Raw genomic sequence first — 14,763 nt, 5'->3', positions numbered from 1 at the left:
ATCTAAAGCCAGCCAATTGAAGATTTTCAACGGTTGCAGAGATGTAGAAGGAGCCCGACCATTGTTTCAGCCTCAAACCTATGCGATTGCTCTTTCGTTGATGCTCGTTACGATGGTCTGTTGGGGTTCGTGGGCCAACACGATGAAGCTGGGTCCGGGCTATCGATTCCAGCTCTTCTACTGGGATTATGTAATCGGGTTGATCCTTGCAGCTTTGATCTGGGGCTTTACGCTGGGCAGCATGGGAGACGTCGGCCGACCCTTTCTAGCCGACCTGATGGCGGCAGATTCATCCCACATCGGACTCGCGGTGACAGGAGGCATCCTCTTCAATGTCGCCAACCTGCTGCTCGTTGCCGCCATCGAGATTGCTGGTTTGGCCGTTGCATTTCCGGTTGGAATCGGGCTAGCGCTTATTGTCGGGGCAATCAGCAGCTACATTATTTCACCAAGCGGCAATGCGTTGATGCTGTTTGGCGGAATCGCACTCGTCGTGGGAGCGATCGTTCTTGATGCGATGGCGTACCGGCTGCGCGAGACGGAACGCCGATCGCTGAGCATGCGCGGGTTCGTCATCTGCCTGGCAGCGGGCCTGTTGATGGGTAGCTTCTATCCGTTTGTCTCACGGTCCATGTTGGGCGAGGGCGCTCCTGGGCCGTATGCCGTGGCAATGTTCTTCGCGATTGGCGTCGCTCTATGCGCCGTTCCATTCAACTATCTGTTAATGCGCAAGCCGTTGGATAAGAGCGAGCCCGTGTCGATGAGTGGGTACTCTTCGGCACGCGGATCGTGGCATCTTTGGGGCATCCTCGGCGGAGTGATCTGGTGTACAGGCGCGACCTTTAATTTTGTGGCATCTCGCGCGCATATTGTGGGGCCGGCGGTTTCTTATTCGATTGGTCAGGGAGCTACGATGATCTCTGCCGCTTGGGGAGTCTTTATCTGGAAGGAATTTGCAACCGCGCCCGCTCGAGCCAAAACTTACCTGTTTTGGATGTTTGTATTGTTCCTCTGCGGATTGAGCGCGATTGCGCTCGCTCCTATTTATTGATCCTGTTTGCGAGATTAGGAGGCCTATGCCCGTTGAAAAGAAGGGAGTCGTCGTGGTGGGGAGCATCAATATGGATCTCGTCGCGTACACGGCGCGGATTCCCACCGAGGGAGAGACCGTCGTCGGGACAGCCTTCCAGACTCATCCTGGGGGAAAAGGCGCGAACCAGGCGGTTGCAGTAGCGCGCCTGGGGTTTTCGGTCGCGATGATTGGAAGAATCGGAGATGATGCCTTCGGTACGCAGCTTAAAGAGCATTTGAAAGATGCGGGTGTGAATGTCGACGGTGTCTCAACTTCGCAATGCAGCTCTGGTGTTGCCGTGATCGTCGTGTCTGAAACTGGGGAAAATTGCATTGTGATCACGCCAGGCGCCAATGCTCAGGTAACGCCTGAATATCTGGATGCAAACATCGAGATTCTTCGAGGCGCGGGGATGGTGTTAACGCAACTGGAGATTCCTACGGAGACGGTTCAACATCTGGCCACGATCTGCGCCCGTGAGGGTGTGCCGCTGATTCTCGATCCTGCGCCGGCGAAGCAATTGCCAGAGGACCTTCTCGACAAGGTCGATTGGTTCACCCCAAACGAGACGGAGGCGGCATTCTTCATCGGGGATGAAGCGGCTAAAGTCGACGAGCCTGTGATGATGGCGCAGACTCTTATGCGCAAAGGGGTTCGAGGGGTAGTCCTCAAGCTTGGATCCCGCGGAGCCTATCTTGCATCGGCTGATGGATTGAGTGCTCGACTGGAGCCGTTTGCGGTTCAGGCAGTCGATTCAACAGCTGCGGGAGACGCTTTCAATGGAGCGTTTGCGACGGCTTTGATGATGAAGAAAGATCCGGTCGAAAGCGCACGCTTCGCAGCAGCAGCAGCGGCGCTTTCAGTGACGCGGACAGGGGCCCAAACCTCCATGCCGCGAATGGCTGAGGTGGAACAGATGTTGGCGGGCGTCGGAGCGAACGAGTTATAGAACGAAGACGGACGGCAGGACGCAAGATGGAGGCGGAACGAGTGAATACTCTAACAGGACGGAAGCAATCTGCACTTTCAATATGTCTTTGCCTTTTCGCCGCTGGACTCACATCCCCAGGGAAGGCACAGGACTGGCGCTATCAGCCAAAAGAACAACAGATCCCGCCTCCAGCTTGTCTGACGCTGCATATGCCATGGGAGGGTGGAAATGTTCCCTGCACGGCAAAGACGCACGATGAGTGGATAAGGGCTGTAACGGATTGGCGCACCGAACGGCGAATTCGTGTCGGTTATGACGGATCAAGGTATGACCTTCCCGCGCTACAGTGGGCTCAATCCAGTTTCATACAGCCGCAGATGATGGTGCACGATCGCTATTTTTATGATCCAGCAGCAGGTAAATACACCGTCGATCGATATCTTGACGATTTGAAGAAGCGATATGGCGGGATTGATGCGGTGCTGATCTGGGCGACCTACCCCAACATGGGCATCGACAATCGCAATCAGCAGGATATAGTGCGCTCGATGCCGGGCGGGGTCGAAGGACTTCGCAATATGGCTGAGGATTTTCATCGACGCGGAGTGAAGGTGCTTTTTCCAATCATGATGTGGGATCAGGGCACGCGCGATCCGGGAAAGCCATGGGCACAGGCGACCGCTGAGTTCATGAAGGAGATCGGTGCGGACGGCATCAACGGTGACACGCAGGATGGTGTGCCGCTTGCATTCTCGCTTGCTGCCGAAAAGGTGGGGCACCCTCTCGCATTCGAACCGGAGAATGGGCCTTCTGATGAGGCGTTGGCGTGGAACGTCCTGACATGGGGTCAGTACAAGTTTCAGTTTGCGCCGACGGTTGATAAGTACCGGTGGCTTGAGACGCGTCACCAAGTAAATATCCAGGGCAGATGGAATCGGGATAAAACGGATGACCTGCAATACGCCTTTTTCAACGGCGAGGGGTGGGAGAGTTGGGAGAACGTTTGGGGGATCTGGAATCAGGTGACTCCGAGAGATGCTGAGGCGACGCGAAGAATGGCGACGATGGAGCGCGGAGTCGCACCCTTCCTTGTCAGTCCTGGGTGGGAGCCTCTTTATCCGATGCATCGTTATGGGATCTTTTCCAGCCGATGGCCGTTGGACGGACAGACTGTCTGGACGATCGTCAATCGTAATGAGTACGACGTTCAGGGACGCCAGATGACGATTCCATTCGAACAGGGCACCCGTTACTTCGATCTCTATCACGGGGTTGAACTGACGCCGGAGAAAGAGAGTAGTGACGCGATTCTGTCCTTTCCGATTGAATCGCATGGATATGGAATGATCCTCGCCACGGTGGGTGAACCGAGTGCTGCGATGCATGAGTTGATGGGGACGATGAAATCAATGACAGAGTCGAAGCTCGCGAGTTTTTCACACGAGTGGAAGACCCTGCCGCAAAGCATTGTAGAGATCGCTTCTACTAAGCCGACGTCGGTAACACCCGAAGCCATGATCAAGATTCCGGGTGGCAACTATTTATTTCGCGTGGAAGGCATAGAGGTTGAGGGCTCTGACGATGTTGGCGTCGATGTTCAATATCCATGGGAAGATACTCCGCGAAGATTTCACGAGCATCCTATGAAGTTGAAGACGTTTGACATGGACAAATATCCCGTGACCAACGCTGAGTTCAAGAAGTTTCTCGACGCAGCGCACTATCATCCGAGCAACGATCTCAATTTTTTGAAGGACTGGAGCAATGGAACTTATTCCGAAGGATGGGATAACAAACCTGTGACCTGGGTGTCGATTGAGGACGCTCGCGCGTACGCGAAGTGGGCGGGTAAGCGCCTGCCTCACGAATGGGAGTGGCAGTTTGCAGCTCAGGGAACAGATGGCAGAACCTATCCGTGGGGCGATCACTGGGATGACAAGGCAGTGCCGCGGCCGGACCTAGGGCGCACTATGCGAGGGCCACAACGTCGATGCGCACCCGTCGGGTGCAAGTCCATTCGGCGTAATGGATATGGTCGGAAATGTTTGGCAGTGGACCGATGAATATGTGGATGAGCACACGCGCGGAGGAATTTTGCGCGGAGGAAGCTACTACAAGCCGCAGGGATCTATCTGGTATTTTCCCCAAGCCTATCGAAACGATAACCATGGAAAGCTGTTGATGATGGCTCCAAGCTATGACAGGTCCGGCGCGCTCGGCTTCCGTTGCGTGAAGGAAGCAGAATGAAAGGCGTCTCACATGATCGCAGCGGGGGTTTTACAGATTGAATAGCCCTTGGTTTATTCTCCCGCGTATGTGCGATCTTTCCACCTTATAGTCCGCCCATCGCCTGCCGCGACGGCGCATACCCGACGAGAAGGCTGTGCGTCCAGCGCTGGCGCCTTTGATGACAAGCCACTTTCTTGCTTTTTACTTTTAGCGCTTTTCAAATAAAGCATATCTTTGCCAAATGGCAGAAATATGCTTTATTTCTCATGCGCTGCTGCTTTGCTGCGATCGCCAAATCAGATTCTCATGGGCATGAGGATGTATCTATACTTCACATCTTCATTCGCATCTTCGGGCCGCATCTGACCTGCGCTCTGTGCATCCTTGAACTCCAAACGTACCTCACCGCTGTTGCCGATCGCCTTCAAAAAATCGATAAGATACTGGCTGTTAAATCCCACCACCAGCGGATCATAGTTATACGGTGTCTCGATCGTGTCTTCCGACTCACCTGCATCCGTGCTCGAAGAAGAGAGCTTCAGTTCATTCTGTTCGAGCCGTATCTTGATCGCGCCACTCCGCTCATCCGCAAACTGAGCCACGCGCTGAATCGAACCCATCAGATCCTCTGACCGAACGATCACAAACTTGTTGTTATCCCGCGGCAGCACGGCCTCATAGTTAGGGAACTGCCCGGTCAGCTTCCGACTGGTCAACACCCGGCCACCAACCCTGAAGAACAACGTCTGATCGTCATCGCCAAATTCGAGCGTCTCGGCCTCCGTCGCCCCGAGCAGCGAAGAAAGCTCACTCAGCGCCTTCCGTGGAATCAGCGTCTTCTTCTCACCCGACACACCATCCAGCGTCTCGCCCAGCTTTTCGATATGCGCCAGCCGATGGCCATCCGTCGCAACCATCGCCATGCTCTCCGCCTTCAGGACCAGCAGCGCCCCATTCAGCGTGTACCGAGACTCCTCGTTCGAGATCGCAAAGATCGTCTTCGACACCATGTTCTTCAGCGAAGGCACCGAGATCTTTACCGCGCCGCTGGCAGGAAACTCCGGCACCTGCGGAAAGTTCGCCCTCGCCATTCCCACCATCTTCGTATTCGATCGCCCCGCCCGGATCTGCACCCAGTGGTTGTCCATGAGCTTGATCGAGATCTCGCCCTCAGGCAACAGCTTGATGTAGTCGTACAGCTTGCGCGCCGGAATAGTGCACGCGCCGCCCTTCTTCACCTTGGCTGCGCAGCTCGTTCGCAGGCTCTGATCGAGATCAGTCGCCGTAATGGTCAACCGGTCGCCACCCTCGCCCTGCGTCGCCTCGAACAGAAAGTTCGACAGGATTGGAATCGTCGTCTTCCGCTCGACCACGCTCTGGGCAGCAGTCAACTCTCGCAGCAACTCCGCGCGAGAGACGGTGATCTCGAGGTTGCCAGTTGGGGCTGGCGCTGCACTCGTCTCGGTCGGCAAAGTCATCTCGGGCTCCTGGGTCGCACTCGTCACAGTTTTGTCTCCGTCTTCGTTGATTGCTGCTGGCCAAACTGTACACCGAATCGAACCCACGATGCATCTCGGCCGTTCAGCGTCTGCTTGATTCTAGGGGTGAAACGGCCTCCAGCGCGACAGATTTCTTTGTGGAAACCAAGGTTGTTGTGTGCGATGTCGAAATCTGCCAGAACCTAAACCAATGCCTATGACTGCTTCTAAGAAACAAGAGAAAAGAGAGAAATACTAGTAGCAGTAACCGTTGTCGCTTGAAAAGTGGATATCCTTCCCATCAATCTCATAAATAGACGGTTATGGGGCAGTCGTGTTTTAGAAAATCGGTCGCCCCAAAACGCATACTCAGGAAGACGGGCCCGCACCTCCACATCAACCGTCCCCTTATCCCACTTCTTCACAGCCACTGCTCCCGGTTTTTGAGAAGACCCATCCCCAAACGTGGGAATGTTCACCAAACAAAACAGAATGAGCGCTTTACCCAAACCACTTTTTTCACACTTACATCTTACCTGCGAGGATAATCAGTCCCGAAGCTCAAAGGAGTTCAGCATGAAGATCGCGCTCTTCGGAGCCAGTGGCGCTACCGGAAGACTCCTCACCCAGCGCTGTCTCGCCGCCGGATACCAGGTCACCGCGCTCCTGCGCACACCTGAAACCTTTCCCCTGCGTGACCAGGTTCAGGTCGTCCACGGCAGCGTCTTTGACCCCAATCCAGTCCGTCTGACTATCGCAGACGCCGATGTAGTCCTGTCGGCGCTCGGGGCAAGCTCCCTCAAGAAGGAGGACGTCCTCGAACGCGCCGTCCCCCAGATCGTCGCCGCCATGCAGGAGACATTCACCCAGCCGAAGCCCGTCCGCCGCATCATCGTCCTCGGCTCCGCCGGCGCGCTCCCCGACTCGCTTGACAAGCAACCCGCATGGCGCCGCTGGATTGTCCAGAACATCGTCTACAACACCTTCCTCAAGTGGCCTGTGGCCTCGCAGATCTCGCAGTGGAACACCCTCTCCCACAGCAGCCTCGACTGGACTATGGTGATGCCTCCCATGCTCACCAACACGCCCGGCCACGGCACCTATCGCATCGACGGCGAGGCCTTACCCCCAAACGGCAGCCGTATCTCTCGCGAAGACGTAGCCGACTTCATAATGCAGCAGATCGAGAATCCTCAATGGATCCGCAAAGGCGTCTACATCACCTGGTAACGCAACCGGAACAATCACGCTTAGTCTACGATCCCCAGACCTGGACTGCGGACGAAGAGAGCTCCAATGATCCCGCATCTTCAGACAAAACTCCGAGGTCTCATCGTCACCGCGTCACTCCTTTCCTCTCCCTTCGCCATCGCGCAAACTCCTCCAAACGATCTCAACGCCAACTTTGTAGGCAAATACATTCCGCAATGAAGTAGATGAATCTACTTATCTCTTCTACGCTTCACAATCCATTCTGTGACCTGAGCACGACCTCGCATTAACCGGAATGCCCCCGCTCGCAGTAAAGTAACACTGTTCCTCAAAGGAGCTTCCGTGAAGCCAGCGAACCGAATCGCCTCCATCTTCTTACTCGTCACACTAGCGAGCATCGCCGCGAAGGCGCAGACCGCAGCAACGCCGCAGCCATCAGCTCCTCCCACGCTGATCGGCTCTATCGCAACTCGAAGCGACTGGCCTCAGGCCAAGCCCGAGGACGTCAAATCTCCTGAAGCAATCCTGAACGCTGTCTACAGCGTCATCTCCGGGCCTAAGGGACAGCAGCGTGACTGGGACCGTATGCGCTCGCTCTTTATCCCGGATGCGCGCCTTATTCCCGCGGTGATGTCACCTACTAGTGGCCATGCTGATGCGGTGGTTCTTACGATTGATAGCTATATCGCTCGCAGTCAGGGGCGTATGAGTGCGAATGGATTCTTTGAGCGCTCTATCCACAATGAGATCGAGCAGTTCGGCAATATTGTTCAGATCTGGAGCGCTTATGAGTCTCGCCATAATGCTGATGATCCTGCTCCTTTTACTAGAGGGATCAATAGTTTTCAGTTGCTGAAGGATGGGGACCGGTATTGGGTCGTCAACATCTTCTGGGATTCGGAGTCTCCTGCTAATCCGATTCCTGCGAAGTATCTTCCGAAGTAGATTTTTTTCTGGCGCTGGTGGATGGGGGTTTTAATTGGGGTTTTTGGGGAAATAGGTGTGTTTTGGTGTGGTGTTTTGGTGGTGAGAACGTGGTGGTTTGCGTGGTAAACGTGGTGAGTTAGCAGCGTGTTTTTGGGCTGCTAAAAATACGCCACGGTTTTCAACTTTATTTTTTGGGAGAGATTCTGTCCTGCCGGACGGTCCCGCTGCGCGCGGGGCGATCACTTCGTGATGGGTATACCCCTTCGGTTGGCGCTCCCGTTGGTCGCGAGAGATGATTGTTCCGACCAACGGGAGGACCGATGCAGATCATCCTGCCTGGGCCGGTATACGCGTCACGAAGTGACCGCCTCCCGCGCAGGGAGCCCGTCCGGCAGGACACCTGTTCTTTTCAGGGGTTAGCTCAGCGTCTCCATCAGCTTGTTGATCGTCCGATTCAAGTCCTTATCGGCGCGGCGCTGCTCGTCGATCTTCGAGATAGAGTGCATCACGGTCGTATGGTGCTTGCCGCCAAACTGCCGCCCAATCTCCGGCAGGGAAGCCTCCGTCAACTGCTTGGCCAGGAACATCGCAATCTGCCGCGGCACCACAATCTGGCGGGAGTTATTCTTCTGCTTCAACTCCGCAACCCGCATCCCAAACTGCTCTGCCACCGTGCGCTGAATGGTCTCAATCGTGATCTTGCGAACCTGGGTGTCGATGAACTGCTTCAGGCACTGCTGGGTTACAGCAAGCGTGATCTCCACGCCATGCATGCTGCACCAGGCGATCAGCCGTACCAGCGCGCCCTCAAGCTCACGCACGTTGGTCCGGACGTTCGAGGCGATAAACATCGCTACGTCAGTAGGAAGCTGCGTCTGTTCGCTCTCTGCCTTCTTCTGCAGGATCGCGACCTTTGTTTCGAGATCGGGCGGCTGAATGTCGGCGATCAAACCCCACTCGAAGCGCGACCGCAGACGATCTTCAAAGTCGGCAAGTTCTTTGGGAGGGCGGTCGCTGGCAATGACGATCTGCTTCATGCTTTCGTGGAGCGTGTTGAAGGTGTGGAAGAACTCCTCCTGTGTGCGCTCCTTGCCGGCTAGAAACTGGATGTCGTCGATCAACAAGACGTCGACGTTGCGGAACTTGTCGCGGAAGCCGGTCATCTTGTCGTAGCGGACCGAGTTGATCATCTCGTTGGTAAACTTTTCGCCGCTGACGTAGCTGATGGAGGCGTGCGGCTGCCTGCGCTTTACGTCATGCCCGATGGCATGCATCAGGTGGGTCTTGCCCATGCCGACGCCGCCGTAGAGGAAGAGCGGGTTGTAGGCCTTGGAGGGCCGTTCGGCTACGGCCTGGGCTGCTGCTGTGGCGAACTGGTTGCCGCTGCCGATGACGAAGGCGTCGAACTGGTAGCGCGGGTTGAGCTGGGAGGCTGCACTCCAGTCGAATCGAGCCTGCTCGGGCGTCGGCCCTGAGACGGAGTTGGACGAGGCGCCGAGGCGCTGGCGGGGTGCGCTCTGGCTGTGGCTGGGGACGGGAGCGAAGCCGCCGTCCTCCCTCACCTTGGGTGCGCGCGGGTCCTGCTCGGGCGTGGTGAAGGCTACCGATTCGACGTCGAGTCCGAGGTTGTCGATCGCTTCCTGGATGAGGTCGGCGTAGCGGTCGCCGATGTGCTGGAAGTCGGTGGAGGGAATTCGCACGAAGAGCTTTTTGCCCTCGAGGTGTGAGAACCGTGTCGGCTTGAGCCATGTCTCGTAAGACTGGCGGTTGATCTTCTTCTCAAGGGCAGCCAGAATACGAACCCAATAATTCAATACGGCGGTAGCCGTCGGAACGAATGACATTCTTAATTTCCTTGTCTTGTTTCCTGTTCCAAACCAGACGTGGCACTTCTTTCAGTCGTGCAGGTTCACACGATAAGCAGCAAATAGGAGTCCATACCTGGCCCCTGAGGACAAGGTTCACACGGCCCCTGTGTTGCTAGAATGCTCTCCGCTGGGCACCCTTGCAACCTTAGCTGCGGAGAGGAGTAGTTCAACGTGAATCAGAGTGCGGGACGGCTGGGCTTGCAGAAAAACGTCTTGCGAATCGGGTTCGATAGTAGCACGGAAAAGACGACGTTTTTCAATGCTTCCGATCAAAAAAAAGAAGTTGCACCATTAGCAGTGAAGACGGTGAAATCAAGCGTCTGTAGCAGGGAGAAAATACGTTGCGCCTGGATGTTTCTTCTCTACCACTGCGAAGTTTGGTGTGATAAAGGATTCGCGATCCGGTCTCCTTGTGTGGTTGGTTGATATCACTATCAGGATATCCGGTGTGTCTGTTTTGAGGCGCATGTGCGCGCATTGGTGGCAGTGATTTTCTTTTACAGAATAGTTTGTTGAGTCGTCTCATTTTGAAACTTTCGTCTCCCATCGCACTCCGTCGTCGCTGCGAAGGAGTTCGATGGCTAATCCGATCAAGACTCTTCGCTGAAAAGAAGTTCGTCACTGGCACAAAGGACGCAGTGGATTGGGCTGTGAAAATTCGGTCTAATCGGGTATACTCAGAGATTGTTGCAACAGCCTAAAAGTTTGAGCAGGTGTTCTACCCTGCGCAGGAGTTTTTTGTCATGCCGAAGCGTACTTTTCAACCTAACCGCCGCCATCGCGCCAAGACCCACGGCTTTCTTTCCCGCATGAAGACCAAGGCGGGAGCAGCTGTGCTTAGCCGTCGCCGCGCCAAGGGCCGTCATAAGATCGCCGTCAGCGCCGGTTTCCGCGACTAGTCTTTTGCGTACAATGAATCAACGCCTTCAAGGCTCTTGATGTTTGGTTCCTCGGAACCCGTAAATGAAAGCAATCTCAAAAAAGTATCCATGGTTTCTATAGACCATCGAGGAGGGCTATTGCTCCCTACGGTGGTCTGTGTCTTTTTGACATCAGGATTGCGTAGGCCTGACTAGCCCATCGTCCAGATTCGAAATGAGTTCTCCCCGCTCGGCGGAATTGTATCGGCTAAACCAACATCTATCAGCAAGTAAGTCAACCTTCTTGGGCAACCATCCTGCTGCGGCAGGTCTCCTATTCAGGGTCGGCAACGTCGCGATAGTGGTCGACGGCCGGCATAGGAGATGATCGTTATGGCACAGAATATGAATCCGCCAAATCAGGGAAACCAAGGGAACAATCCTTCGCAGGGCAATAACCCAGGAACTACAACGACGAAGAAACCGGGACAAGATACCTCCGTGAAGAGTGGAGAGCACACCCCGAGCGATAAGAAATAGTTAGCGTCTTAGAGGGACGCATAACCTGAAGGGACACATAGTGTCGTCCCTCGAGAAGCCCGTCGTGGAGACGGGCTTCTTTGCGTGATTTGCATCCCGATTTGCATATGGAGAGTGCTCTGATGGCGTGCCGCTTTGAAGAGGCAGGCTCGGGAGAGGGAGGGAAGCTTGTACCATGGAAAGAGTGGACAAGCTGCTCGTGCGCTAAGAACGCTGCTCGTATGCCAGGGAATTCAAAGCCAAATTCGATCTTTCGTCTGCGGAAACACGCTGACTACCAGCGCGTGTATAAGGCGAGCCGCAAACAGTTTGCGAAGCAGATGAGCTACTTCTTTGCTGTTCGGCCGCTGCTTGGGGCCGACGGAACTCCGCTGCGGGATGCCGATGCGTCGAGCGCGCGGGTGGGCCTGACGGTGGGGAAGGTGATGGGAAAGGCGGTTGACCGCAACCGCATCAAACGCCGCATGCGCGAGGCCGTTCGCAGCAACCTGTCGACGCTCAGCACGCCGGTCGATGTGATTCTGCATCCGCGGCGCAGCGTGATCGATCTCGACTTTCCGACGCTGGAGCGCGAGGTTGCCACGGTGTTTCGGGCCATTCAGAAGGTGGCTGATCGAGACCCCGTACGGCAGCCCGGTCGGCAGCCTGGGGATCGCTCCCAGAAGCAGACCTCGGCGACATCGCTCTAGACAGATGAAGAATACTGAAGCCAGTCTCGCGGAATCGCCTCTTTCTGAGCCCAGTCTCGCTGTCCGCGTGGCTTACGGGATTTACAAGGGCATCGTGTCGCCGGTGCTGCATGCCTTCAGCCCCAGCCAGTGCCTCTATCTTCCGACGTGCTCGGAGTATGCCTATGTTGCGCTGGTTCGGTTCGGTGTGGCGAAGGGGACTTGGCTGGCGCTGCGACGCTTCGGCAGGTGCCATCCGTTTGCGAAGGGCGGGCTGGATCCGGTGCCTCTGCGAAGCTCGGATAGGGCCGCGGCCGCCCCTATTTCCACAGACCATTTATCATAGGGGTAGCGTCTCCAAAGTCTGCGGAGGCGGCCTCACGTTTAGCAAAGAATAGGAAGTCTCTTTTGGCAGAGTTTAAAAACCCAAATCAACAGGGCGGTGGCGACAATAAATCGCTCCTGGTCATGATGCTCGTCCTGGTCACCGTCTTCTTTGGCCTGCAGTACTTTCGCGCGAAGAATAACCCGCAGACGAGCTCGCCCAACGCCGGCCAGAGCGCTGCTGCGGCTCCCGGCGCGCCGGTGCCCGCTTCGGCTCCGGTGGCTGCGGCAAATTTGCCTTCCCCTGCGGCGACTCCTTCGACCTCGGCGGTTCCTGCGGTGCAGGCTCCTGCTGAGGCGACTACGACGGTCGAGAATGAGCTCTACAGCATCACGTTCACCAATCGCGGCGGCCAGGTGTCGAGCTGGATTTTGAAGAAGTACAAGGACTCCGACGGCAAGCCGCTGAACCTGGTGCACACGCAGGCGGCGCAGCAGTTTGGATTTCCGCTGTCGCTGTATACGTACGATGCGGCGTTGACGGCGACCTTGAGTAAGGCGCTGTATGTGCCGTCGGCTACGGGGCCGCTTGCTGCGCCGACTAGCCTGACGTTCAACTACTCCGACGGCGCGACGACGGTGCGCAAGACGTTTTCGTTCGACGAGACGTATGTTCTGCATGCCGATGTCGAGGTTACGCAAGGTGGGGTTCCGGTTCGCGCACTGATCAACTGGCCGGGTGGATTTGGCGATCAGGATAATGCGTCGGCGTATGCGGGGGCGCAACTGGATTACGCACAGCATGCCAAGGAACAGCATCTGGCTCCGAAGAAGGTCTCGGGAGGCGAGACGCTCAATGGGCCGTTCGATTGGGCCGGCACCAGCGACACTTACTTCGCCGCGATCTTCCTGCCGGATTCTCCAGACACCGCGACCGTGGCGATGCTGCATAACCAGCTGGACGTGGCGAAGACTATTCGGCGTACCGGTCTGGGATCGGGCGCGCCTGCCAAGGGAGCGATTGAGGTGCCGGTCCTCGGCGCTGCACTGGGTGATACCAGCGGCCGCACTCAGACCCGCGTGTATGTTGGCCCGAAGGCTGTGAACATTCTGCGCGGCATTCATGCAACAGGCGATACGATCTCGCTGGAGCCGCTGCTCGACTTTGGGTTCTTCGGCCCGATCGGAAAGTATCTCTTCCTCTCGCTACAGTTCATCCACGCCCACATTACTTCGAACTGGGGCTGGGCGATTGTGCTGTTGACCGTCTTGATCAACCTGCTGATTCTGCCGCTGCGCGTGAAGACGATGCAGAGCGGCTTGAAGATGCAGCGCATTCAACCGCAGATGGACGCCATCAAGGAGCGCTACAAGAAGTACAAGGCAACCGACCCCAAGCGCAATGAGATGAACGTCGAGATCATGAAGCTGCAAAAGGATAACGGCGTCAACATGTTTGGCGGGTGTATTCCGACGCTGATCCAGATGCCTCTGCTCTTCGCATTCTTCAGCATGCTGCCCAAGGTGGTGGAGCTGCGCCAGGCGCACTGGTTCTGGCTGCCCGACCTCTCGAGCGCAGACCCGTACCACATCCTTCCTATCGTCATGATCGTGAGCCAGTTCCTGGTGCAGTTCTATACGCCGTCTCCCGGCGTCGATCCCCAGCAGCAGAAGATGATGGCGTTCATGATGCCCGCGGTCTCCGGTTATATGACCTGGAACTACGCCTCGGGTCTTGCCCTCTACTGGACCATCGGCAACCTGATCAGCATCATTCAGCAGTCGGTGATGAACCGCACCAGCCTTGGCCGGGAGATGCGCGAGATCGCAGCCAAACGTGCTCGCCGCAAGGCAGGAGCGCCTACGACCATCTCGGGAAAGCGGTAGACGGTTGATTGCTGGAAGAGATTTGAGCTGTGTAGTACGTTGAGAGAATCAAAATAAAAAAGGGTGAAACTCCATGCCCTCGAAATCGGTCTTATATAAATGACGAACCCCCTGATAGATCAGGGCCGTGCGGTGAAGAAGATCGCGGACTTCCTGGAGGTTTTGAAAGAGACAGGAAGTCTCGATTTGCAATCTCAAATTCTTGCCTGCAACGGCCACGTGCAACCGAACGCTGACGCTCCCGCCGGCGCGGCCCCCTCTGCCTTACCCGGCGCTTCTGCCCCCGACTCGTTCCCGGTAATCTGCGTCGAGTTTACCGGCACAGATACTCCCCTTCTTCTTGCCCGCAATGGCGAACTCCTCCACGCCATCGAGCATCTCGCCGCCAAGATCCTCCGGCTCGAACCCGAAGAGCACGACCTCATCTTCTTCGACGCGGAAGGCTTTAAAGCAAACCGCGACCGGGAGCTCCAACACTCTGCCGAGACGGCCATCGAACAGGTTCGCGCCACGGGCAGGCCCTACTCCTTTCCGCCCATGACCTCGCGCGAGCGCCGCATGCTTCACCTTGCGCTGGCGAAGTCCGGCCTGCCGACAGCCTCCTCTGGCGAAGGCCCCGGGCGTTTTGTGGTTCTCTACCCGGAGGGCCCCGCAGCTGCGCAACCGCTCGTTACGGCCGACCGAACGCGCGCTATTCGCAACAGCTTTCGCCGACGCTGACGATGCGTTCGTCTGGTTCGTAGAGGTTCGTAGAGGACGATGGGGTG

At 56.3% G+C, this 14,763-nt stretch carries 11 protein-coding genes and 1 pseudogene; 10 read left to right on the top strand and 2 right to left on the bottom strand.

The features are described 5' to 3' along the window. Positions 1 to 61 precede the first annotated feature (61 nt). The 3 genes and pseudogenes from HDF10_RS13450 (at position 62) to HDF10_RS21210 (ending at position 4,250) form a co-directional block, all read left to right on the top strand. The gene (locus HDF10_RS13450) at positions 62 to 1,051 is read left to right on the top strand and encodes a GRP family sugar transporter (RefSeq protein WP_183814231.1); all 990 of its coding nucleotides are present in this window, start codon (positions 62 to 64) and stop codon (positions 1,049 to 1,051) included. Positions 1,052 to 1,076: 25 nt separating this feature from the next. Then, positions 1,077 to 2,021, top strand: coding sequence for a ribokinase (gene rbsK / locus HDF10_RS13445; protein WP_183814228.1), 945 nt, complete (start codon positions 1,077 to 1,079; stop codon positions 2,019 to 2,021). 26 nt (positions 2,022 to 2,047) lie between these two features. Beyond that, positions 2,048 to 4,250 (top strand): annotated as a pseudogene (locus HDF10_RS21210) (formylglycine-generating enzyme family protein). Between the two features lie 278 nt (positions 4,251 to 4,528). Here HDF10_RS21210 and dnaN read toward each other — a convergent pair. Beyond that, on the bottom strand, positions 4,529 to 5,710 hold the full coding sequence (dnaN, locus tag HDF10_RS13435) for a DNA polymerase III subunit beta (RefSeq protein WP_183814226.1): 1,182 nt from the start codon (positions 5,708 to 5,710) through the stop codon (positions 4,529 to 4,531). A gap of 576 nt (positions 5,711 to 6,286) precedes the next feature. Here dnaN and HDF10_RS13430 point away from each other — a divergent pair. Next, complete coding sequence (locus HDF10_RS13430; protein WP_183814224.1) at positions 6,287 to 6,940, top strand: NAD(P)-dependent oxidoreductase; 654 nt, start codon at positions 6,287 to 6,289, stop codon at positions 6,938 to 6,940. Positions 6,941 to 7,264: 324 nt separating this feature from the next. Continuing rightward, on the top strand, positions 7,265 to 7,867 hold the full coding sequence (locus HDF10_RS13425) for a nuclear transport factor 2 family protein (RefSeq protein ID WP_183814222.1): 603 nt from the start codon (positions 7,265 to 7,267) through the stop codon (positions 7,865 to 7,867). A 398-nt stretch (positions 7,868 to 8,265) separates the two neighbouring features. Here the strand turns inward: HDF10_RS13425 and dnaA are convergent, their stop codons facing one another. Further along, positions 8,266 to 9,693, bottom strand: coding sequence for a chromosomal replication initiator protein DnaA (gene dnaA, locus HDF10_RS13420; RefSeq protein WP_183814220.1), 1,428 nt, complete (start codon positions 9,691 to 9,693; stop codon positions 8,266 to 8,268). A 767-nt stretch (positions 9,694 to 10,460) separates the two neighbouring features. Here dnaA and rpmH point away from each other — a divergent pair. From rpmH to HDF10_RS13395, 5 genes are all read left to right on the top strand, one after another. Then, positions 10,461 to 10,616, top strand: coding sequence for a 50S ribosomal protein L34 (rpmH, locus tag HDF10_RS13415; RefSeq protein ID WP_123490004.1), 156 nt, complete (start codon positions 10,461 to 10,463; stop codon positions 10,614 to 10,616). A 722-nt stretch (positions 10,617 to 11,338) separates the two neighbouring features. Next, positions 11,339 to 11,806 carry a ribonuclease P protein component gene (rnpA, locus tag HDF10_RS13410; protein ID WP_183814218.1) on the top strand — a complete coding sequence of 156 codons (468 nt, stop codon included), beginning with the start codon at positions 11,339 to 11,341 and terminating at the stop codon, positions 11,804 to 11,806. A gap of 4 nt (positions 11,807 to 11,810) precedes the next feature. Continuing rightward, the gene (yidD, locus tag HDF10_RS13405) at positions 11,811 to 12,131 is read left to right on the top strand and encodes a membrane protein insertion efficiency factor YidD (protein ID WP_183814215.1); all 321 of its coding nucleotides are present in this window, start codon (positions 11,811 to 11,813) and stop codon (positions 12,129 to 12,131) included. Positions 12,132 to 12,193: 62 nt separating this feature from the next. Further along, positions 12,194 to 13,996: a membrane protein insertase YidC gene (gene yidC / locus HDF10_RS13400; RefSeq protein WP_183814213.1), complete on the top strand. Its 1,803-nt coding sequence runs from the start codon at positions 12,194 to 12,196 to the stop codon at positions 13,994 to 13,996. A gap of 99 nt (positions 13,997 to 14,095) precedes the next feature. After that, entirely contained in the window at positions 14,096 to 14,716 is a 621-nt protein-coding gene (locus HDF10_RS13395; protein WP_183814211.1) for a Jag family protein, read from the top strand. Positions 14,717 to 14,763 lie beyond the last annotated feature (47 nt).

The organism is Tunturiibacter empetritectus (genome assembly GCF_014201375.1).
In the GTDB taxonomy this organism is placed as follows: Bacteria; Acidobacteriota; Terriglobia; order Terriglobales; family Acidobacteriaceae; genus Edaphobacter; species Edaphobacter lichenicola_D.
Note: the sequence above shows the minus strand (reverse complement) of the source record. Positions and strands in the feature narration are given on the sequence as shown.

Excerpts from the sequence above, each read along its gene's own strand:
- rbsK (WP_183814228.1), top strand. The coding sequence starts at position 1,077 with ATGCCCGTTGAAAAGAAGGGAGTCGTCGTGGTGGGGAGCATCAATATG.
- dnaN (WP_183814226.1), bottom strand. The coding sequence starts at position 5,710 with ATGACTTTGCCGACCGAGACGAGTGCAGCGCCAGCCCCAACTGGCAAC.
- HDF10_RS13430 (WP_183814224.1), top strand. The coding sequence starts at position 6,287 with ATGAAGATCGCGCTCTTCGGAGCCAGTGGCGCTACCGGAAGACTCCTC.
- dnaA (WP_183814220.1), bottom strand. The coding sequence starts at position 9,693 with ATGTCATTCGTTCCGACGGCTACCGCCGTATTGAATTATTGGGTTCGT.
- rpmH (WP_123490004.1), top strand. The coding sequence starts at position 10,461 with ATGCCGAAGCGTACTTTTCAACCTAACCGCCGCCATCGCGCCAAGACC.
- rnpA (WP_183814218.1), top strand. The coding sequence starts at position 11,339 with ATGCCAGGGAATTCAAAGCCAAATTCGATCTTTCGTCTGCGGAAACAC.
- yidD (WP_183814215.1), top strand. The coding sequence starts at position 11,811 with ATGAAGAATACTGAAGCCAGTCTCGCGGAATCGCCTCTTTCTGAGCCC.
- HDF10_RS13395 (WP_183814211.1), top strand. The coding sequence starts at position 14,096 with ATGACGAACCCCCTGATAGATCAGGGCCGTGCGGTGAAGAAGATCGCG.